General features: G+C 41.1%; 23 protein-coding genes and 1 pseudogene. 12 read left to right on the top strand and 12 right to left on the bottom strand.

Going from position 1 to position 21,361, the window contains the following annotated elements; genetic code table 11:
- Positions 1-142: transposase family protein (locus AACW06_RS14035; protein WP_192074018.1), on the bottom strand; the 142-nt coding region annotated here is incomplete at its 3' end.
- A gap of 68 nt (positions 143-210) precedes the next feature.
- On the opposite strand from AACW06_RS14035, the pseudogene AACW06_RS14040 reads away from it, so the two are divergent.
- The 5 genes and pseudogenes from AACW06_RS14040 to AACW06_RS14060 form a co-directional block, all read left to right on the top strand.
- A pseudogene (locus AACW06_RS14040) lies at positions 211-366 on the top strand (UDP-glucose 6-dehydrogenase); the annotation flags it as partial.
- 190 nt (positions 367-556) lie between these two features.
- Entirely contained in the window at positions 557-1,498 is a 942-nt protein-coding gene (gene rfaD / locus AACW06_RS14045; RefSeq protein WP_192075543.1) for an ADP-glyceromanno-heptose 6-epimerase, read from the top strand.
- A 114-nt stretch (positions 1,499-1,612) separates the two neighbouring features.
- Entirely contained in the window at positions 1,613-3,397 is a 1,785-nt protein-coding gene (locus tag AACW06_RS14050; RefSeq protein ID WP_192075544.1) for a polysaccharide deacetylase family protein, read from the top strand.
- A gap of 9 nt (positions 3,398-3,406) precedes the next feature.
- Positions 3,407-4,561, top strand: a complete 1,155-nt coding sequence (glf, locus tag AACW06_RS14055) for a UDP-galactopyranose mutase (RefSeq protein ID WP_192075545.1) — start codon at positions 3,407-3,409, stop codon at positions 4,559-4,561.
- 10 nt (positions 4,562-4,571) lie between these two features.
- Positions 4,572-5,687 carry a glycosyltransferase gene (locus AACW06_RS14060; RefSeq protein ID WP_192075546.1) on the top strand — a complete coding sequence of 372 codons (1,116 nt, stop codon included), beginning with the start codon at positions 4,572-4,574 and terminating at the stop codon, positions 5,685-5,687.
- A 4-nt stretch (positions 5,688-5,691) separates the two neighbouring features.
- Here the strand turns inward: AACW06_RS14060 and AACW06_RS14065 are convergent, their stop codons facing one another.
- A complete protein-coding gene (locus AACW06_RS14065; protein WP_238336719.1) occupies positions 5,692-6,936 on the bottom strand; it encodes an O-antigen ligase family protein in 1,245 nt (414 codons plus the stop codon).
- 156 nt (positions 6,937-7,092) lie between these two features.
- Here AACW06_RS14065 and waaF point away from each other — a divergent pair, with 156 nt between their 5' ends.
- Genes waaF through AACW06_RS14085 form a run of 4 tightly spaced genes read left to right on the top strand, consistent with a single transcriptional unit; the run spans position 7,093 to position 11,224 of the window.
- A complete protein-coding gene (waaF, locus tag AACW06_RS14070) occupies positions 7,093-8,118 on the top strand; it encodes a lipopolysaccharide heptosyltransferase II (protein WP_192075548.1) in 1,026 nt (341 codons plus the stop codon).
- A 1-nt stretch (position 8,119) separates the two neighbouring features.
- A complete protein-coding gene (locus AACW06_RS14075; protein WP_192075549.1) occupies positions 8,120-8,908 on the top strand; it encodes a glycosyltransferase family 32 protein in 789 nt (262 codons plus the stop codon).
- Complete coding sequence (waaA, locus tag AACW06_RS14080) at positions 8,901-10,190, top strand: lipid IV(A) 3-deoxy-D-manno-octulosonic acid transferase (protein WP_238336720.1); 1,290 nt, start codon at positions 8,901-8,903, stop codon at positions 10,188-10,190. Before AACW06_RS14075 ends, waaA begins: the two co-directional genes overlap by 8 nt.
- Positions 10,187-11,224, top strand: a complete 1,038-nt coding sequence (locus tag AACW06_RS14085; protein WP_192075551.1) for a glycosyltransferase — start codon at positions 10,187-10,189, stop codon at positions 11,222-11,224. The genes waaA and AACW06_RS14085 overlap by 4 nt, the downstream gene beginning before the upstream one ends.
- Here AACW06_RS14085 and AACW06_RS14090 read toward each other — a convergent pair.
- From AACW06_RS14090 to AACW06_RS14105, 4 genes are read right to left on the bottom strand one after another with little or no spacing between them, the layout of a single operon-like run.
- On the bottom strand, positions 11,219-12,100 hold the full coding sequence (locus AACW06_RS14090; RefSeq protein ID WP_192075552.1) for a hypothetical protein: 882 nt from the start codon (positions 12,098-12,100) through the stop codon (positions 11,219-11,221). The genes AACW06_RS14085 and AACW06_RS14090 overlap by 6 nt on opposite strands.
- A gap of 16 nt (positions 12,101-12,116) precedes the next feature.
- Positions 12,117-12,650 carry an acyltransferase gene (locus tag AACW06_RS14095; protein WP_192075553.1) on the bottom strand — a complete coding sequence of 178 codons (534 nt, stop codon included), beginning with the start codon at positions 12,648-12,650 and terminating at the stop codon, positions 12,117-12,119.
- Positions 12,651-13,685, bottom strand: coding sequence for a glycosyltransferase family 9 protein (locus AACW06_RS14100; protein WP_192075554.1), 1,035 nt, complete (start codon positions 13,683-13,685; stop codon positions 12,651-12,653).
- 51 nt (positions 13,686-13,736) lie between these two features.
- On the bottom strand, positions 13,737-14,447 hold the full coding sequence (locus tag AACW06_RS14105; RefSeq protein ID WP_192075555.1) for a 3-deoxy-D-manno-octulosonic acid kinase: 711 nt from the start codon (positions 14,445-14,447) through the stop codon (positions 13,737-13,739).
- A gap of 105 nt (positions 14,448-14,552) precedes the next feature.
- Between AACW06_RS14105 and AACW06_RS14110 the strand changes: the two genes are divergently transcribed.
- A complete protein-coding gene (locus AACW06_RS14110) occupies positions 14,553-15,608 on the top strand; it encodes a glycosyltransferase family 9 protein (protein WP_192075556.1) in 1,056 nt (351 codons plus the stop codon).
- The gene (locus AACW06_RS14115) at positions 15,605-16,393 is read left to right on the top strand and encodes a glycosyltransferase family 2 protein (protein ID WP_192075557.1); all 789 of its coding nucleotides are present in this window, start codon (positions 15,605-15,607) and stop codon (positions 16,391-16,393) included. The genes AACW06_RS14110 and AACW06_RS14115 overlap by 4 nt, the downstream gene beginning before the upstream one ends.
- Before the next feature lie 42 nt (positions 16,394-16,435).
- Here the strand turns inward: AACW06_RS14115 and AACW06_RS14120 are convergent, their stop codons facing one another.
- Positions 16,436-17,470: a glycosyltransferase family 9 protein gene (locus tag AACW06_RS14120; protein ID WP_192075558.1), complete on the bottom strand. Its 1,035-nt coding sequence runs from the start codon at positions 17,468-17,470 to the stop codon at positions 16,436-16,438.
- A 119-nt stretch (positions 17,471-17,589) separates the two neighbouring features.
- On the opposite strand from AACW06_RS14120, the gene coaD reads away from it, so the two are divergent.
- Positions 17,590-18,081 (top strand): pantetheine-phosphate adenylyltransferase, encoded by a 492-nt coding sequence (coaD, locus tag AACW06_RS14125; RefSeq protein ID WP_192075559.1) that lies wholly within the window; start codon positions 17,590-17,592, stop codon positions 18,079-18,081.
- Positions 18,082-18,097: 16 nt separating this feature from the next.
- Here the strand turns inward: coaD and mutM are convergent, their stop codons facing one another.
- The 5 genes from mutM to radC all read right to left on the bottom strand — a co-directional run bounded on the left by mutM (position 18,098) and on the right by radC (position 21,173).
- Complete coding sequence (gene mutM, locus AACW06_RS14130) at positions 18,098-18,907, bottom strand: bifunctional DNA-formamidopyrimidine glycosylase/DNA-(apurinic or apyrimidinic site) lyase (RefSeq protein ID WP_192075560.1); 810 nt, start codon at positions 18,905-18,907, stop codon at positions 18,098-18,100.
- A gap of 175 nt (positions 18,908-19,082) precedes the next feature.
- Positions 19,083-19,550, bottom strand: coding sequence for a hypothetical protein (locus tag AACW06_RS14135; RefSeq protein WP_192075561.1), 468 nt, complete (start codon positions 19,548-19,550; stop codon positions 19,083-19,085).
- 253 nt (positions 19,551-19,803) lie between these two features.
- The gene (gene rpmG, locus AACW06_RS14140) at positions 19,804-19,971 is read right to left on the bottom strand and encodes a 50S ribosomal protein L33 (RefSeq protein WP_010318992.1); all 168 of its coding nucleotides are present in this window, start codon (positions 19,969-19,971) and stop codon (positions 19,804-19,806) included.
- A gap of 13 nt (positions 19,972-19,984) precedes the next feature.
- Positions 19,985-20,221: a 50S ribosomal protein L28 gene (rpmB, locus tag AACW06_RS14145; RefSeq protein WP_004728407.1), complete on the bottom strand. Its 237-nt coding sequence runs from the start codon at positions 20,219-20,221 to the stop codon at positions 19,985-19,987.
- A 277-nt stretch (positions 20,222-20,498) separates the two neighbouring features.
- Entirely contained in the window at positions 20,499-21,173 is a 675-nt protein-coding gene (gene radC / locus AACW06_RS14150; protein ID WP_192075562.1) for a RadC family protein, read from the bottom strand.
- Positions 21,174-21,361 lie beyond the last annotated feature (188 nt).

Consider the following 21,361-nt stretch of genomic DNA (forward strand, 5'->3'; position numbering starts at 1 on the left):
CATAAAATTCAATGTCTTGCCAGCCTTCGCACCCAGATGCGATAGCGCTAATAACAAGGAACATAACGTCAATAAGGTCATGTTTTTGATTAATGTCAGAACGGGTATCTTCAACGACTGACAAATGCTCAATTAAGTTCAAAATGGGCACATAGCAAAGGGTTTGAGGTTATTAGATCACATCTGTTAACAAAGTGCGATCCCGCCCTGGTATTGAGTGAAGAGCATTTCTTTAACTCACGAGTTATTAAAGACTTTGCCGCTTTCAAAGCAGAATCAGATGTCATTGTGTCTAACCGAATGAGTAAAGACTTAGAAGATGTAGCGCATAAAGTGTATACTCGCGATCTCTTTGGAAGTGATTAGCATTAAAACCAAAACTTAACTATGAAAAACGACAGAGATGATTTTGGTCCAAAGGCATAAAACACCACTTTAAGTAGTGTAATGGTACGGTTAACTTGGGACTGATATTCAGTAACATATTGAACTTGCGGCACTGTGAGTTTTGAAATGTTATACTTCCATGCAGCTAACATTTATTCAGGACAAATCTATGATCATCGTAACTGGCGGCGCTGGCATGATTGGCAGCAACATCATCAAAGCACTTAATGAAAAAGGCATTAGCGACATTCTTGTTGTCGACAACCTTAAAAATGGTCGTAAGTTTCAAAACTTGGTCGACCTTGATATTGCTGACTATATGGACCGTGATGACTTTCTTGCTCAGGTTATGGCTGGTGATGATTTCGGCCCTATTGAAGCGGTATTCCATGAAGGTGCTTGCTCTGCGACCACAGAGTGGGATGGTAAATACATCATGCTCAATAACTATGAATACTCTAAAGAGTTGCTTCATTACTGCTTAGAGCGTGAGATCCCATTTTTATATGCCTCTTCAGCTGCGACCTACGGTGATACCGACACCTTCGTCGAGGAAAAACAATACGAAGGTGCATTAAACGTTTACGGTTATTCAAAACAGCAGTTTGATAACTATGTACGCCGCGTTTGGCAAGATGCGCAGCAACATGGTGAGAAGCTTTCTCAAGTCACTGGTTTTCGTTATTTCAATGTTTATGGTCCGCGCGAACAGCATAAAGGCTCTATGGCTTCTGTTGCTTTCCACCTTAACAACCAAATGAATGCAGGGGAAAACCCTAAACTGTTTGCAGGCAGCGAAACCTTCCAACGTGATTTTGTTTACGTTGGTGACGTTGCTGCGGTGAACTTATGGTTTATGGACAGTGGCGTATCCGGTATTTATAACTTAGGGACGGGTAATGCTGAATCTTTCCAGGAAGTGGCAAAAGCCGTAATCAAATACCATGGCACAGGTGAAGTGGAAACCATTCCATTCCCTGAACACTTAAAAGGCGCATATCAAGAATTTACTCAAGCCGACTTGAGTAAGCTCAGAAGCGCTGGTTGTGATCACCAATTTAAAACCGTAGCGGAAGGTGTGGCTGAATATATGAGCATTATTAACGCTTAGTGATTTTAAGAGGGAGAAATTAACGTTATATTTCTCCCTCTTTACCAAATGTCACTTTTCCAGAGGAAAGGCTGCGGGACATTTTTAGAGTTCACCAAGCTATAAAGAGAATGTATGAATATTTTGATGGCCTTGTCCCAGTTGGAAGTCACAGGGGCTGAAGTGTATGCAACAACTGTTGGCGATGAACTAACCAATAGAGGACATCGTGTATTCTACGTTTCAGACACCCTAACCAAGCCACATCAAGGGCTATTCTACAAACTCCGTTTTAATAAACGTAGTATTCCTCGCCGTTTTTGGCACGTTGGCTATCTTATTTATCTGATACAAAAGCATAACATCCAGTTAGTGCATGCTCACTCAAGAGCATCGAGTTGGAGTTGTCATATTGCGTGTAAAATCACCGGAACACCTATGGTTACGACAGTACATGGTCGTCAACCAGTGCACGCATCTCGCAAGAAATTTCATGCAATGGGCGACAAAGCCCTACCGGTTTGTGAAGCCATTGAACAACAACTCATTACTGAATTGGATGTTCCACAAAGTTCGCTAATCGTTAGTCGAAATGGTATTGAAACTCAAGAGTTCGCTTGGCAAAACGCTCCTCAAAATAGCAAACCTGTTATCAGTATTATTGGTAGGTTAACCGGCCCCAAAGGGGAGCTTTGCTATCGGTTGCTCGATGAATGTTTAGACTCAGCGAAATACCATATTCAGGTCATATCAGGCTCTAAAATTGAAGCGCGTTTTGATAAGTTTACTTCTGACGTTCATTTTCTTGGTTATTCACAAGATGTTGTCTCAGTACTGGCCCAGTCAGACTTAATCATAGGTGCGGGTAGGGTTGCAATGGAATCTTTGCTGTGTGGAAGACCCACACTAGCGATTGGCGAAGCGATTTCAATTGGCATTGTTGATGAACACAACTTAGCCCACGCGATGGCAACGAACTTTGGTGATATCGGCCCAAATATTCTCGATATCGATTTTAGCTCTATTGCTCAAGAGGTAGAAAAAGGTCTGAATCAGTCATCGTGTGACCCTGTGGTAACAGAAGCTATTCGTGATAACTACGACCTCGAAAATATCGTCTCTCAAGTTGAATCAATTTATCAAGATGTGGTTATCAGCAAACTGCAAAAAGAGATGCCAATCTTGATGTATCACCGCTTTATCGACAACGAATCGAAAAAAGGAACGCGCGGTCCATACATCGATATTAAGTTGTTTGAAAAGCATCTTCAGTTGCTAAAACTCTTGGGCTTTGAGAGCCTTACTTTTGAAGATTTCGCAAATAAAGGGACTATCGAAAGACTAAGCCCAAATAAGCGTTACTTTATGCTTACGGTGGATGATGGCTTCGTCGACAACTATGAACTGATGTTACCTCTTTTGAAAAAGTATGGTTTCAAAGCAGTTATCTATGTCGTTACTGGCGAAACTTATAACCGCTGGGATGTTGAGGCAAGCGAGAACCCAGATAAACTCTTCCCGCTAATGAATAGTGAGCAGATTAAAGCAATGGCTGAGTCTGGCTTCATAGAAATCGGTGGACATACTCTATCTCACCCATTCCTAAGTAAGCTGTCGTACAAAGAACAAAAGCATGAAATTGAACAGAATAAGCTGGAATTAGAATCTATCACTGGCAAACCGTTAACTTCATTTGCTTATCCGTATGGTGATCTAGACGAAAACTCAAAGGAAATAGCTAGAGAGCTCGAGTTTGATTTTGCAGTTGCAACTAATAGCGGCCCTCTTGCTTTTCATCAGGACTTATACCAAATACGTCGTATTGCGATTTTTCCCAGAACTAGCACTTTTGGTCTTTGGCGAAAAATACGAGGTGGATACTTATTTAAAAAGTATCCATGTTTAACAAAAGAATTATAGGAAATATAAATGAAATTTCTTTTTGTTGGTGCTGGCTTTTCATGCGCAGTTATTGCAAGAAAATTTGCTGAAACAGGGCATCAAGTCGACGTAATTGACTCTCGAGATCATGTGGCGGGAAACTGTTATACCGAAAGAGATGTTGCCACTGACATCCTAGTTCACACATACGGCCCTCATATATTCCATACCGATGACCAAGAAATCTGGGATTACATTAACCAATGGGATGAATTTAAGCCGTATATAAATAGAGTTAAAACTACTAGTCAGGGGCAGGTGTTCTCTCTTCCCGTAAACCTGCATACTATAAACCAAATGTTTAATAAAACATTTAATCCTCAACAAGCGAAAGAGTTCGTGCTAAGTCTATCCGACAAATCTATTGCACAACCACAAAACTTTGAAGAACAGGCATTAAAGTTACTTGGAAAGGAGCTCTATCAAGCTTTCTTCGAAGGCTATACGAGAAAGCAATGGGGTTGTTCACCTACAAAGCTACCTGCGAGTATACTGAAGCGCTTGCCTATCAGATTTAACTATGATGACAATTACTTCAATCATAGGTTTCAAGGCATGCCTAATAATGGATACACTTACATCATTGAGCAAATCCTAAACCATCAAAATATTCAGGTTCAATTGAACCAAGCGTTTGATTCAAATATGGAAACTCATTACGATCATATTTTTTACTCTGGACCTATAGATAACTATTTTGACAATGAATTTGGCCGTTTAAACTATAGAACTTTAGACTTCCATAAAGAAACTCACCAAGGAGATTATCAAGGTTGTGCTGTAATGAACTATGGGGATGAGGATGTTCCTTATACCAGAATTACGGAACATAAACACTTCTCTCCCTGGGAGCAACATGAGAAAACAGTTATATATAAAGAGTATAGTCGTTCTTGTAAAGAGAATGACATTCCATATTACCCAGTTAGATTTAGTGAGGGAGAAGAAATTAGTAAGCTTCAACAATATATTAATCTAGCTGAGAATCAGGACAAAGTGACATTTATCGGGCGTCTGGGGACTTTCCGATATTTAGATATGGACATCACAATCAGAGAGGCTCTTGATTGTGCAAGCGAATCACTAACCTTACTAAAAAACAACCAGCCAATCCCTGCTTTTTTTGTTAAACCTATAAACTAGGAAGTAACGTGTGAACAAAATTGTCCATTACAGCAAATTAATTAGACCTGGTGGAGGCCCTGCTGGTTACCTCTACAACCTTGAAGTCGCCTGCTTCGACTCACAAAGAGTAGAAGTTAGATATGAGGAAAGATTAGATAGTAGAGCAAAGCCATCTAACTCCAAAACACGTAAGAACAATACTCTTAAAGATTTGCGACGCGCTTTTAGTGACTTTAAAAGGATTTTCAAAGGAAAGTCATTTCCAACACTAAAAGACGTCGAGGGTTCAGTAATTATCTTTCATGGTGTAGGGGAGGCCCTTCTATTCTTAAACCACAAAGATAACTTAAACAGTAATAACAAGTACTATTTAATGATGCATAGTCCAGTACCACCGCACATTGAGTTAGCTAGTGATACTGGCAATGGCATTGTCAAAAAATTAAGAATCTACTTACTTAGAAAAATTGAATCGAGATGTTTGCGAAAGATCGACTGCTTAGTCGTCCCTAACATTAATGCTATTGATAACTACTATAGCGACCAACCCAAACTTAGAGCACTACTCGAAAGTAAAGATTATAAAGAAATACCTACGGGTATTGAAGCTATAGATACTACAAATTTCCCTTCTAGAAACACAGTTTTATCTAGTATAAATGTTAATCCTGATAATATCGTTGTAGGTTACTTTGGGCGATTTATCTTAGATAAAGGATTTGATAATTTCAAGACAATTGTTGAAGGCACCAGCATAAAAGATATTACCTTCATATCTGCTGGAGAAGGTGACTTACCTTCACCTAAAAACCAAAACTATATTAACCTAGGTTGGCGCTCTGATGCACTAGAACTTATCAACGCAGTTGATTATGTATTGGTGCCTAACAACGTAGCTTATTTCGATCTTATTATCCTCGAAGCAATTTCTATGGGGAAACGAGTAATAACCACTTACGTTGGTGGAAGTAAAAAACTCAAAAAAGGAGCGGTTAATTATTTGTACCTAGACAAGAATTTACCATTACAATTTGACAACATATTGAATGATAATAACTGGCCAAAAGACGAAGAAATAAAAAACATTCACAAGAAATATTATTCATCCAAATCATTCAAAAATAGTTTTGAACAACTAATCTAGCATTCTATTTTCGAGGCCCGAACTCTTTCGGGCTTTCGTTTACAATCAACATTACGAAATAACCAACCAAAAGGAGGTAAAAATAAGTTGTCGCGCTATAAATCGTAAACTGCGACTCTAACTGGGCAGACACTAAGGTAAAGACTGTCAATAAGGGAAATATACATTTGATAAGGCCTAGTTCCGAACGCCCCCCTAATAAAAATAGTAGGCACCAAACTAGTTTAAACATAAATGCTAGCAAGCCACCTTTTACCAACGCTTGAATAAATACATTGTGGTAGTTAGGGCGCTCTTGATTTAATATAGAGAATGCTTCCCTATCCATATCACCATTTTGATGAGAAATTTTAATTTTCCCCAATTCTTCTTTAGCGTTCACCCCAAAAAAAGGTGATATTTTAAATATATCTAAACCATTCCGCCACATATCAACACGAATACCAAAAGAAGTATTATAACCTCCCTCCATTATCCCATTATATTCAGTTACTGCATAACTAACCCGCTTATCAATTGGATCGATATCTTTTATAAAATAAAACATTACAACAATAAAAGGCAAAACAAACATTAAAACCATCCACTTTCTACAAAGTAAAATCCTGATTAGTTGTACCAATAGAACAATCGTTAGTGCTAACCATGCAGTTCTAGTTTGTGATAAAACTATTACTGTAAAAAGTGATGCTGTTATCATTAAAAACACCAATCCTTGTCGATATTTTTTTTTAGAAAACCCATCAAAGACAATTCCTGAAGTAACTATCAACGTCATTCCCACGACGTAGGCATAAGGCCCAGAATTGACGACAAATCCAACTCTAGAGATATGCATGCCAAAAAAGTGATACCAAGCCACTGAAAAAACAATCACTGAAGAAATGGCAATTAAATTTAGAAAATTTTTCTTCGTAAAGACAGCTTTTGGTATCGCAAGAAAATAAAAGAAAACAGACCAAACAACTCTAGAAAAATCAAAATGCCCGGAGTTAAAGAAGTGATAAAAAGTATACAGAATCGCAACAGAAAGACAGAATAACATAAAAAATTGATATACCATGTTATCAAGCTTATCTTTTATCTCATGACGATAAAATAATAAGCAGTATACTGATATTATCGCCATAAGCCTTGATAGCACATGTTTAGTATCAGGAAAATTAAATATCACACCCCAAGCCCAAAAAAATGGGCTCAGTAAAAAAATGGTTTCCAAATTATGTTTCAATTTTGATGGTAGTAGCATTTTTGTCACGGTAGACTCTATTGATATTCAGCATCTCTGTTACAGAGATGCTAGATTTAACCATACTTTATGTCCTTGTTAAACATCTTTATCGTGTAGCGTGTTTACTTTAGACCTGTGTTAATATGTTTGCACCTAAATCTACAAGACTCCTTTATGAAGATACTAGTCATAGGCCCATCATGGGTAGGAGACATGGTGATGTCTCAAAGCCTCTATAAAACGATAAAACAGAGAAATCCGGATTCAGAGCTTCATGTGTTGGCTCCAGCTTGGTGCAAACCTATCCTCTCTCGCATGCCTGAGGTCGACCAAACGATTGAGATGCCTTTAGGACATGGTACATTTGATCTCAAAAGTAGATATAGAATTGGTAAGTCTCTGCGTTCTGAAATGTACACACATGCATATGTACTACCGAACTCAGCAAAATCAGCCCTAATACCTCTGTTCGCTAAAATTCCAAACCGAACAGGTTGGAAAGGTGAGTTTCGTTACAGATTACTTAATGACCTTCGCCCAAACAAGAAAGTCTTTCAGTTCATGGTTGAGCGCTATGTTGCCTTGGCATTTGATAAACGCTCGATGGAATCTGTTGTTACGTTAGATAATTGTCCTGCGCCTGAGCTTTCGGTTGATTCTAAGAGTCAAAAAATCGCGAGAGAGAGGCTACAACTTAATTCCGCACGCCCAATATTTGGTTTATGCCCTGGTGCAGAGTTTGGTCCTGCCAAACGTTGGCCAGACAAACATTATGCGGAAGTCGCTAAACATATAATTGATAATGGCGGTCAAGTTTGGACATTCGGTTCTGCAAAAGACAGAGCCGTCACTCAATCAATCAGAAATGCATTACCTTCGGATCTTCAGGAGTTTTGTTTCGACCTCGCAGGAGAGACTTCTTTAGTTGAAGCTGTCGATCTACTGGCACTGTGTAAGGCAGTCGTAACCAACGATTCTGGGCTTATGCATGTTTCTGCGTCTGTAGGAGCTCACGTTATTGCAATTTATGGATCGAGTTCCCCGAGTTATACCCCACCTTTAACCGAAAAATTGGATATACTAAACACCGATATTTCATGCCGCCCATGTTTCAAACGCGAATGTCCATTAGGGCATTTAGAATGTTTGACTAAGCTGTCTCCCGAACGCGTAATACAAACACTAGAATCATTAGACTGATATGAATAACTTTGGACTGGTTGTAAGCAACCGACTAATACGACTTACCGGTAATATCTTTAAGACACTCTCTTATCCATTCCATTATGTTTTCAAGGACAAACGGTTTGTCATTCCAGAATACTCTGCTGCAAAAATAAAACCGTCGACGGTCTCCAAAGTACCACGCGTAATCTGGCAAACAAACTACTCTAACAAGTGTGCGTTACCCGTATACCTTAACTACTTGTTTAACCGCTTATGCAGCCTTAGTTATGATTATCGCTATGTAAGCACGGAGGCACGCAAAGAGTACTTAAAAAAGAATGCGCCTGAAGAATGGTACAAGACATACTGCCGGTTAACTGATGGTGCCGCTCAAGCGGATCTCTGGCGACTTTTTGTTCTATATCAGGAAGGCGGTATCTATATGGATATTGATGCTACCTTAGTATGGAACTTAGATACTCTAATCAACAATGAAGAGTCTCTGTATATCCGTGTAAGCAATAACACAGAAATCACCAACTATTTCATCGCTTCAAATCCAGGTAACCACTACCTAAAAGAGTGCTTAGATCTGATTGTTCATAATGTTGAGAACTATGCACCAGAGATGGGCGTCTACCACTCGACTGGGCCTACGGTTCTTAACAAAGTACTTGAGGGTAAAGCTATTAATGCTAAAGATCGTAAGTATGTATGCATTCAAGGCACCTTTACTAATGAGTATTTCCAGTACCTAGATAAGCCTCGAGGTAAATGGGTACATATGGATACTAGAGATCTTGTTAAAAAAGACCATGACTAGAGCAATACTCTTTATATACTCTCTAGCCCTCTACTTAGTGGCACCAGTAGCTCTCGTCTTTCTCACAAGAAAACGTAACAACAAGCCCTATATAGGCAAACGATGGAAAGAGTATTTGGGAGTAGCAAGCACTCCCAAAAATGACAAGCCGTCTATTTGGATCCATACCGTGTCTGTCGGAGAGGTGATTGCTGCCTCACAGGTAATAAAAGAGCTGAGACTGCAGTATCCAGAGACACCAATTATCGTCACAACGACGACTACAACTGGAGCAGAGAGAGTAGAAAGCCTCGGTATTGATGTAGTGCATCAATACATGCCATTTGACTTCAAATGGGCAATAAGAAAGTTCATTGAACGCCATAACCCTGCTCATTTAATCATTATGGAAACAGAACTGTGGCCAAATACTTTAATGACTGCAAGAGAAATGAGAGTGAATGTGGCCATTTTAAATGCCCGCTTATCCGAGAAATCTTATAAGAGCTATGCAAAGTTTCAAACGACGTTTAGCAAGGTTATGTCCGGAGTTTCCCTCATTCTCTGTCAAAATAATCAAGATAAAGAACGATTTTCCAGACTGGGGATTAGCGCACAATCACTACACACCACTGGTTCTATAAAGTACGACTTCCAAGTTTCGAAAGAACAAATCAACGAAGCAGCACGTATCCGACAAATCCTTCATACCAACAAGTACTGCTGGATCGCTTCAAGTACACATGAAGGAGAAGATGCCATTGTCTTGAAAGTTCACCAGTCTCTTCTCGCTAAGTATCCAACCCTGCTACTTATTATCGTCCCTCGTCACCCAGAACGTTTCGAGGACGTATATAGAATGTGCCTAAACGAGGGATTCAAATCTATTAAGCGGAGTCAACTCGGCAGCGCCACCTCTAATGAAAATCCGAATGTCTTGATTGGTGACTCTATGGGAGAAATGCAGATGTACCTGGCTATGTCTGATATCTGCTTTATGGGTGGAAGCCTGCTGGGTGATGCAGTTGGGGGGCACAACGTATTAGAGCCAGCTGCACTAAGCATTCCAACTATAACTGGTCCGAGTTATTTTAATTTTAAGGAAATAACAGATAATTTAGCGGAAAAGAATGGGCTGTTCATTGCTAACGGGGCAGAGGATATTTGCAAACATGTCGATTCTCTTCTGGAGGATGAAACACTAAGATTAACCATTGGTAAAAACGCCAATGACGTATTCAAATCAAATCAAGGTTCAACTGCCAAAGCTGTTAACCTTCTTCGGAGTCAAATAAATCTATGAAGAACTTTCTTTTTATTATTGATGATTTATATGGTGGCGGAGCAGAAAAAGTACTGCTTACAGTGGCTAGCGGCTTAGCATCCAGAGGACATCACGTCAGGGTTTGGTTGCTCCGCGATAAAATTGAACATGAAGTTCCGGATAATATCGAGCTAGAGATTCTCAATGTTATTAGTCCTTTTACCAAAGCTATCCGCACAAAACTTGTCCGCCTCTATCAAGCAAAGACAGTACAGAGAAAGCTAGATCAATTAAACATTGATACTTTGATTTGTTGTTCAAGCGAAAATGTGACCTCCTTGGTCAATCACCCAAATCAATACTTCTGGCTACATGCAAACTATGAGCGTACCAAGCCGAAGCACCTGCAAAAACTTAAAGAACGCTACAACGATAGGAATATCATCTCGGTGTCAAAGGGGGTTGAAAAAAGCTTGCTGGATTTAGATATTAGGCCTGCGACTAGTCAGGTTTTTTGGAACCCTATTGATTTTGATAGTATTCGTACTAGGGCTGAAGAGCTGACCTCACCTCATCCGAAAGAGTTTTTCGTGTGCGTAGCAGCGTTAGAGGAAAGAAAAGGACACAAACAGTTGTTGGAGTCTTTTGCCCAAAGTGGCTGCTCTGACGACTTACTCTTATTAGGTAAGGGCTCAGAAGAGAGCAGTCTAAAGCAACTGGCATATGAATTAGGTCTATCAAACCAAGTACACTTTCTAGGATTTCAGAAAAACCCGTATCCTTATATAAAGCATGCTAAAGCTCTTCTTCTGACATCTAAAAATGAAGGCGCGCCCCTAGTCCTAGTAGAAGCACTGATGTTAGGTACAGCGATAGCAGCTATGGACTGTCCATCAGGGCCAAGTGAAATTTTGGGCTATGCCGGACTTGAAGAGTATTTAGTTAAATTAGGAGACACTAAGGGGTTCTCTGACTGCCTAAGAAAGCTTAGTGTGTACCAACCAAAAATAGAGCGCTCTCAGTATGAAAAGTTCTTACCAGAGAACGCTTTAAAGCAGTTTGAGAGCTTATAATTTACCCGTTAACTTATTATATCTTTTGGCAACACTGTTCTTATATTTTTCAAGCTTCGTCTCTTTGATAACATCAGGAAGATCGTGAGACTGGAGCTTGAAGAGTTCTACGGCATCATCAAAAGACATTCCTTTCAAGAAAACGCGGGTAAAGAACTCTGTAATTAAGTTATCCCATTGAGGTTTATTCCCCCAATAGTGCCTAATATAGTCTTCCGCATCTTCTATTTTATTAGCTTGTAACGCTAGTGATAGAGAAAACTGCTCTATTAGCTTACGTTCCATACCATCATCACACATTGCATCACAAGCTGTAAGTGCACTATTAAGCGTTTGCACTGGATTGTTTTGTGCCGAGATGGCAACGACACCAGCATTCCACATTGCACTTTGGTTAGTCAGTGTAAACTCCCCATAGCTTTTTCCTAAACCATGGGTTTTCATTTTCTTACCTGTTCGACCTTTCGTAGACGCAAACTCAAACTCTTTTACATGCATGTGGTTAACACCATTATCGAGTTTTTCATACAAAGGACTAAGGTCACCAAATGCAATCGTATCGGTATCGAAATAGACACAGTGATGGTCGCTATTTTTCGTCGCTACAGACAAAATAGCTTCTATTTTTATTCGCCAAAAGAAATCAAATGGACCGCGCCATTCTGTTAGAGTAGTGTCCTCTACTTGAACAACCGTAAAGAGGTCACCTTCAAGCCATTGATAGAAGTCAGGCTTATCGGTCACTATTGTAAAATGGTAAGGACGGTCAAGCGGAGTATGCGCAACTAGACTTATCATCGAATAAATTAGCTGGCTGTGATAATGAGTTCTTTCACCAAAAGTTAGAAAGACAAATTCGATAGGAGTTTTAGACATTATTGAACTCTTTTAATTAGGTCATATAGTTATTCCAAGAGTAGCTATGCCATTCTTTCGCTTCAGCTAACTTCTTGTAGTGTTCTTCATCTCGATAGGAAAAGACTTTTGCAGGATGCCCTCCTGCGATTGCTAACGCAGGAATTTTACCCGTAACGACACTTCTTGCTTGTATCACAGCACCATCACCGATCTCAGCGCCACCTAGAATCAAAACGTCTTCGCCAACCCAAACATTGTCGCCAATGGTGACGTCTTTTGAGATCCAGCCTTCATCGAAAGGAAGCTTCTTTCCTTCGTAATCATGCCAAGATGAAACAATTGTCAGGCCTGTCGCAGCATGAAAATTATCCCCTATGGTAATTTTTCCTTCACCACCAAGTTGAGCTCCATCAAAGCAGACATTATCACCTAAGTAAGTGTTTTCACTTACTTTGACTTTTTTGTTGCACCAAATCCTGCCTTTGATGTGTGCAGCCTTTCGACGAACACGTTTTTCGTAGTATTGTCGCCTTAACTGTTTTTTCTTTAAGTTTAGATACTTAAACATTTATCCCTCTCGAAGCTTCAACGTGTCCTCGATCGCGCGGATAGCCTCTACCTCAACCTGCTCTACAGACGCGATGCTTTTATCTGGATTATATACAATATAGTGAGGCTCATAGGTTGGAAGGTAACGAAACGGCACAGTACCAATAAATAACCCAAGAGTTGGTGTGTGCGTCGCAATAGCGGCATTTCGAATACCAGTATCGTTAGATATCACTAATGTGGCTTTAGCCAAAAACTCAACAACATCATCAATCGACATTTTTTCTTGATAAGTTACATTCGAATGACTCGCAAACACGCTTTTCCAAGATTCATGGGACTCTTCTGGTTTAACACCTTCTAGTAACACAAATTTTAGATTCGGGTAGTGTTGTGCAAGTCGGCTAATCACCTCTTTATACTGCTCCATTGGGTAACATTTACTTGGTGCAGCAGAGCCAGTAAAGAAGGCAACATACGGGCTTTCAGTATCCCTTACCTCGCGGTTATCTGGTAAATCGAACTCTAAAGGCAAGCAAGGGCGATGACCAAAGAACATTAACATCTGTAGCATGATCTCTGCTTCACATGAAAATGAGCTACGCTTTAAAGCGACATCGTAAAGTAATCTAGCCTGATGGTCTCGATGAGGATAGCTCACTTTTAGTTTTGCCTTAGTTAGTAACGTGACATAGCTAGAACGATTAGTACATACCAGATCAAAGATAATGTCTTGTGGAGGAAGAGACGACATTTCTTTAAAACGACTAACTAAACTTTCTTTACGTCGATCTTTACCAGGAACAATATGAACACTATCAGCCAAGTCTACAGGTGCCCCTAACAGGGAATCTGATGTCGTACTTAACGTAATGTGGGCATTTGGAAAGAATTTTCTGACTTCGATCATAAACGGGCGAGTAACAATCATATCGCCCAAAGCAGCTTGACGGATAACGGTTACTCTTTTCACCTCACTTGGGTGAAATTCATTTAAGTACTTTTGCGCTTTTTTACTAATGTAAACGCCGTCATCATTCCAATAATAGGGCATACGTTACTCTATAAATTAAGTTTAAATACTGATATTGGTTACAAAAAGAAACTAACACTTCTCGTCTCTATGTGCACTCTCCAATGACTCAAAATCCGCCAATTGCCATTGAATCTGGTATCGCGATAGTTCCTTCACAAACGATCGCTTCAATCTTTCCAAATTACTTTGTTTCCAGTCATCACCGGATTGCTGGTAACATTTATCGAAATCGATGATCCAAACCTGCTGCTGGTCATCAATCAGGATGTTGTGAATATTGAGGTCAGTGTGGTTGACTTGAGCATCATGCATTTTTCTGATTTCCTGACCAATCTTTTGGTACATCTCTGCACTGAGTGGGGCTTCTTGCAAAATAGCGACTAAATCACGAGCATTCGCTACTTTTTCACTAAGTAAATCGGCGCGGTAGGTCAGGCCGGTGCGAATCGTACATGCGGCTATCGGTCTTGGTACATTAACCCCCGCCTCTATCAGCTGTTTTAAAAGCTGAAACTCTTGATAACTGCGAGTCTTTTCCCAACCATTAAACCAATAGCTGTCTGCGACCAATTTGCCAAACAGACCACCACGACGATAATGACGTAGCGCTGCAGCAACGGTCTCAGTCTGTACAAACCATGTTGTACCGCGACCAGTCGCACTACCAATAACCTTACCTTCCTTCTGCCAGTAGTTGGCATCAAAAGCCTTTTCTACCGGCTCTTTCAACAATTGTTCATCATACCAAAACGTATGGTTGTTATGAGTAGCAGTCTTCATTGTACTTGGCAACGTGCCCTAAAATTGGCTGAAATCGGTTCTATTTTACATTTATTCGTTAGCTCTGCATAATTCGATATCACTAACAATAAGTTACTCGACACCATGGCCTTATTTGATACTGCTCCACAATCTCTATGTATATTGCGACTTTCTGCAATTGGTGATGTGTGTAATACCATCGCAGCAGTTCAGGCTATTCAAAAACAGTGGCCAAATACTAAAGTAACTTGGATAACAGGTGCTTTAGAGGCAAAGTTGCTAGAGAGTATCAACGGAGTCGAACTGATTGTTTTTGATAAAAAACAGGGCTGGCGCGCATACCAACAGCTTTGGTCAAAACTCAAAGGCCGTCAGTTTGATGCGCTCCTGCACATGCAATACGCTTTCAGAGCAAGCATTGCCACATTAGGTATCAAAGCGAGATACAAACTAGGCTTTGACGCTAAACGTAGCCAAGACTTTCAAACTCTCTTCACTAACGTAAAAGTACCTTCGCCTAACAAGCCTCATGTCCTCGATGGTTTAATGGCATTTGCTGATCAAATTGGTATTGATGACATAACGCCAAAATGGCGTTTAAGTTACTCAGACCAAGATAGCGTATGGGCTCAGGGTCAATTGGATATAACGAAACGAAACCTTGTGCTAGTACCCGGAGCAAGCAAGTCATATAAAAACTGGCATGCACAAGGCTATAGCAAGCTAATTAAGCATGCACAAACTAAAGGCTGGAATGTCATATTAGCCGGCAGTCCAGCCAAAGTTGAGACAGACTTGGCTGAACAAGTTGTTGAGCTATGCCAAAGTGATGTGACCAACCTTGTTGGACAAAGCTCTCTGATGCAGATGCTAGCGCTACTAGACAAGTGTGACTTGGTGATCGCCCCTGATACAGGCCCTGCCCATATGGCTAATGCGATGAACACGCCAGTCATTGGTCTGTACGCTCACCACAACCCACAACGAACAGGTCCTTATCAATATCTCGACTATGTCGTCAGCGTCTGGCAGCAAGCTATCGAAGAGCAGACTGGCCAATCAATTGAGCAATTAAGTTGGCGCTCGCGAGTTAAAGACAAGCAAGCCATGAACAGAATTACTTCTGATCAAGTCATTACCATGTTCGACTTGGTCTGCGAAAAAGAGTCATTATTATGAATCAAACCAGCCAGAACAGAGCCAGCATCGCCGCTGTTATCATCACTAAAAATGAACAGGATAGTCTTCGAGACTGTCTGGAAAGCTTGCGCTGGGTCGATGAAATCATCATCGTTGACTCAGGCAGCACCGACAATACGGAAACCATCGCCAAAGAGTATACCGAGCATTTTTATGTCAATGCAGAGTGGCCAGGGTTTGGTAAGCAAAAGCAGTTAGCGCAAAGCTACGCCACAAGTGACTGGATATTAGCGATTGACGCTGATGAACGTATTGACGATACGTTGCGTGAAAACATCCTCACGATGTTGGAAAACCCACCGGAAAACACTGTTTATAACTTGAATGAACTTACGTGGGTATTTGGTCGTTTCCTGAAGCACTCTGGATGGTATTACCGTCACGTACGCCTCTACCCAAATAAACTGACTAAGTACAATGACAACCTAGTACACGAATCAGTGATCATTCCTTCGGGCTGTCAGGTTGCTGAGCTAGATGGCGATATCCTCCATTACTCATACCAAAACCTGAACCACTATTTGGTTAAATCGGCAGGCTACGCCAAAGCCTGGGCGGAGCAACGTCAGGCTCGCGGTAAGAAAGCATCTCTTTCACAAGGGATTATCCATGCTCTGGGCTGTTTCCTGAAAATGTACCTACTTAAGCGCGGCTTTTTGGATGGTAAACAAGGCTTCCTTATTGCAGTGCTTTCTGCGCACTCTACTTTCATTAAGTATGCCGATCTGTGGGTACGCGATAACGACCCACACTATAAGAAATAAATTACCGTTGGCGCATCAAAAAGGGCTCATCAGAGCCCTTTATCATTTCAGTAATTTCTTAAACCAAGGTTTCAGTTCTACTAAAACCTGTTCAATATCAATACGCGCCATATCTTCCTGACTCGCTTTATCATCCGCTTGTGGTGGGCAGAAGGCGATATGATTACCTTCTGAGTTGATTGGCTTCCAACGTAATGGCGTTGCAGAACGTTTACTTGGGAAAAATCCAACGGTTGGTACATCAATCGCCGCCGCGATATGCAAAGGCCCAGTTGAGCCTGCTATAAAAATATCAGCGCAAGCAATCGAGCGTGAGAAATCAACAAGCCCTTCATTTTTATCATACAGTGCCGCTCGCCCGCCCTTTTCTTCAATCAAAGCTTTTAACTGCGCCGCTTTCACCTCTTCACCAGGCCCTGCCGTGAGGATAATTTCTTTCTCGCCATCAAGCCCCATCACTAACTGCGTGTATTGCTCTAGCGACAAATTATTCGCCGAACCTCCGCTTCCGGCGTGTACAAACACCCACGGTTTACTGGTATCGAGATGAAGTTGCGCTGCCAGCTTGCTTTTTTGTTCAGCAAGCATCGCTTGGTTAAATTGCAGATAAGGTGCGCTCGGCTCGACAACCGCTTTACCAATATCATGTAAAAAAGCGCGCACCAAATCCAAGTTATATTCATATTCCGGTTTTGCCGATTGAGAACGTTTTTGCTTAATTCGTTTGTTGTAAAAAATTTGAGCGAATTTAGTCGCTGGCGCTAAACGATAAGGAATACGAGATTTCCAAACTAATAATGCATTGTAAGTGGTCGAGAATAGGTTGATCGAAGCATCAAAGCGTTGCTGTTTAATCGCTTGAATGCATTGCTTTTTCTGCGCAGAGGACGCGTTATCTGTTGGGTCAACCAACACGCTATCAATCCAAGGACATAGCTTTGCCAAAGCTACCGTATAATTGGGTACTAATGCGGTAATATGACAATCAGGCAGCGATGCTTTCAACATTGCAAAACTTGGCCATGCCAGCATAAAGTCACCAATTTTGTCGTTACGTATCACCAACAACTTCTTCATCGTCTCTTCTCTCGTTCTGTCTCGCTGTCTATTGCAGGTTACATCATACCGAGTTCAATAGGTTATTTTGAGTCTTTTTGTTACTATCAATACGAGCTAACTGTTATGAGTCTTCCGTTGTGAGTCAAAAAAAAATCTCTCGCGTTATTTACCCAGGCACTTTTGATCCCATTACCAATGGTCATTTAGATCTTATTGAGCGTGCCGCCAGCATGTTTGATGAGGTGATCATCGCGGTTGCCGCCAGCCCAAGCAAAAATACCATGTTTACTTTGGAAGAACGGGTCGCGTTTGTCAGCCAAGTGACCCAACACCTAGGCAGCGTCACTGCTAAGGGATTTTCAGGGTTAATGGTCGATTTTGCACGCAATGAAAAAGCCAATGTGCTGATCCGTGGTTTGCGTACTACGGTCGATTTCGAGTATGAATTTGGTTTAACCAATATGTATCGCCGCCTAATGCCGGGGCTAGAAAGCGTATTCCTAACACCATCTGAAGAGTATGCGTTTATATCTTCAACTATAGTGCGTGAAGTGGCTATTCATGGCGGTGAGGTGGATCAATTCGTCCCTGAGATCGTCGCTAAAGCGCTACATAGCAAAAAAATCTAACACTTATTGGTCCAACCTACTTTTGGCAAGAAGAGCAAAAAAATGTATTTCGTTGAGCTATTTTTTGCTCTTCAATCGCTTCACTACACACAGGGCAAAGCTGCTTTGCTTTGCCGTACACATTGAGTTCTTGAGCAAAATAACCCGGTTTGCCATCCGCTTGAGCAAAGTCTTTTAAGGTTGTACCACCTTGTTGTATCGCGCTCGCCAGTACTGATTTTATCTCACTCACGAGGCGAACCCACTCACCCTCTGAGATTGAATTGGCAGGTCTTGTTGGGTGGATTCGCGCATTAAACAGTGATTCACTCGCATAAATATTACCGACCCCCACCACAACTTTGTTTTCCATAATAAATTGTTTAACGGCAATACGCTTACTCTTCGCTTTATGAAGCATATAATCGGCACTGAATTCTTCGGTTAATGGTTCAGGCCCAATATTACTGAGCACCGAGTGACTTTGCCCTTTTTCACACCATAACCACGCACCGAATCGACGCGGATCGTTGTAGCGCAAAACTTTACCATTAGCCAGTTTGAGATCAACGTGATCATGCTTACCCGCAGCAAAATCGCAATCGAGTACACGCAATGACCCCGACATGCCCAAATGAACAATTGCACTGCCAATATCCGTTTCTATTAATAAATATTTCGCTCGGCGCGAGATGGTGCGAATCACTTGCCCTTCTAACTGTTTCAATTCTTGCGGAATATCCCAACGCAATTTAGGAGTGCGAAAAGTCATTAATTGGATAGTTTGCCCAACCAAATGAGGGGTAATTCCCATTTTACTGACTTCAACTTCTGGTAATTCAGGCATAGTGCTTCTCGGCTGTGTGTTGATTCAACGGACGATAAAAATATCCCCTTCCTACTTGAAGTGGCAGCGGTGTTGGCTACGTTTGCTCACCCCAATCACATCGTTTATCTTTTCTCATGGTAATGAGCTCACTTGCCGCCTACCTACAATTTCAAGCTGTTTGGATATCGAAAGTTTATTGTGGAAAAAGAAAATTCCTATCCGCAGAAACGGCTATCCATTTGTCTTGCCAATTTTTTAATAACCAAAATTGCGGTGTTTGATAATAGGTGATCCTTTGTGGCTCTTCCTGATCGGTATACCAAACTTCGACCGTTTGTGGATTACGCAATATAGGAGATAGTGAATCATAAGTCGCATCATCGACTTCCGTTCCCACTAAATCTAGCCAGCGTTGAGCCAATATTTCAGGCGCCACCGATACTGGTTGGCTTGAACGCCAACGGCTTTGATTCAGTTCGAGTGACCAATCGCTAAAATGCAGGGCCTGTAACTGTGCTGTTGGGTTCAATAGATGAGGATATGGGTTAACAGGCGTCTCAATAAGATAGGTTTTGATCACGGTTGGTAAGTTAAGAATGGCAATAAAGGCGATGATGGCCAATATAAGAATGTTATTCCAACGACGGCGATTAATATGCATGACGGCTATCCCTAAGAGTTTCTCTTCTCAATCCCACGAGCGAAGGTTGTTCTATCGATAACTTAGCACACTCTCACCACTGCGGAAATTCTTATCCCCTCCCTAGCGGGCGAGGTTTGTGGTCAATATCACGCCCGAAGTTATACCCAAGCCACTTAAAGTTGCAGGTAGGAAGGTTATATATCCTAAATAACAGGCAATAAAAAACCCAGCCTAAGCTGGGTCTTTCAATACTTCCAAAGAGGAAAATCAATTACTTGATTTTGCCTTCTTTGTAAAGAACGTGCTGGCGAACTACTGGATCAAATTTCTTGATCTCAAATTTGCCTGGCATGTTGCGTTTGTTCTTGTCAGTTGTGTAGAAGTGACCAGTACCTGCAGAAGATATTAGTCGAATTTTCTCACGAATGCCTTTAGCCATTGTTCAATTCCTCTTAAACGTTTTCGCCACGTGCACGGATATCAACAAGAACAGCATCGATGCCTTTCTTATCAATAATACGCATGCCTTTAGCAGTTAGACGTAGTTTAACAAAACGTTTTTCGCTCTCTACCCAGAAACGATGAGTTTGTAGGTTCGGCAGAAAACGACGCTTAGTAGCATTTCGTGCGTGTGAACGGTTGTTACCCGTTACTGGACGCTTACCAGTTACTTGGCATACTCGGGACATGAATGTCTTCTCCAAATCGTTTCAGCTCGATATCAACCTTGGTGGCCGAACCTCTTTCTCGATGAATTAAGAAGTTTGAGGTTAAAAACCGTTATGGAAAATCCATACAAGGCTATCAAAGGTCGCGTATTATACTAACTTGACATGCATTGCTCAAGACCCGAACAGATCCTTTTTACGGATTTGGTGATCTTTTTTTAAGCAGAGCTGATTTAGGTTGATAATTTAGTGGGCGAATCATACCAGAATAATCTTAACTCACAACATAAAATGTGATTCAAATCCACCCTCTTTCTGCAAAAGAAACCACCTCTCCATCCCCAACCACAAAATGATCGAGGACACGGATATCTACAACAGCCAGAGCATCGGTTAAGCGGCGCGTTATTCTGCGATCGGCTTGGCTAGGCTCAGCAACGCCTGACGGATGATTGTGCGCTAAAATTAATGCCGCGGCATTATGCTGTAGCGCTCTTTTTACGACTTCGCGCGGGTAAACGTTGGCCGCATCAATTGTGCCTTCAAATAGCACTTCATCACTAATCACGCGATGCTGATTATCTAAAAATAATATATAGAAGGCTTCACGCTGGCGATCTCGCAATACGCTCGACAAATACAATTTGGTTTGTTCTGGGCTGGTTAATGCGTCTCCTCTTTTTAAAGTTTCCGCTAAATAACGCTTGGTCATTTCCAAAATGGCCTGTAATTGAACGAACTTTGCTTCCCCTAGCCCTTTATGACGACAAAACTGATCCTGATTAGCAGAAAAAAGCGCTCGTAGTGATCCAAACTCTCGCAATAAAAAATCTGAAAGCTCTAAAACATTCATTCCTTGCGTACCAGTGCGTAAGAAAATGGCTAATAGTTCCGCATCGGACAATGCTTGTGGGCCTCGAACCAGCAATTTTTCACGTGGCATAGATTCCAATGGCAATAGTTTAAGGCTCATTGTTCAGTTTCCGTTTAACAAACAAGGCCTATTCAAGCCAATAAAAAAAGAAGACCGCAATTGATCTTCTTTGATTTGCGATTCACCATCGTGTTTGCTGAAATTGATAAAACTATTAAAGCTTAAAATGCCCTACTAGTATGCGCCCCCTTTACTTACACCGACTCAAACACCATTTACTCACCACG

It is taken from the genome of Vibrio sp. S12_S33 (assembly GCF_963889785.1).
In the GTDB taxonomy this organism is placed as follows: domain Bacteria; phylum Pseudomonadota; class Gammaproteobacteria; order Enterobacterales; family Vibrionaceae; genus Vibrio; species Vibrio aestuarianus.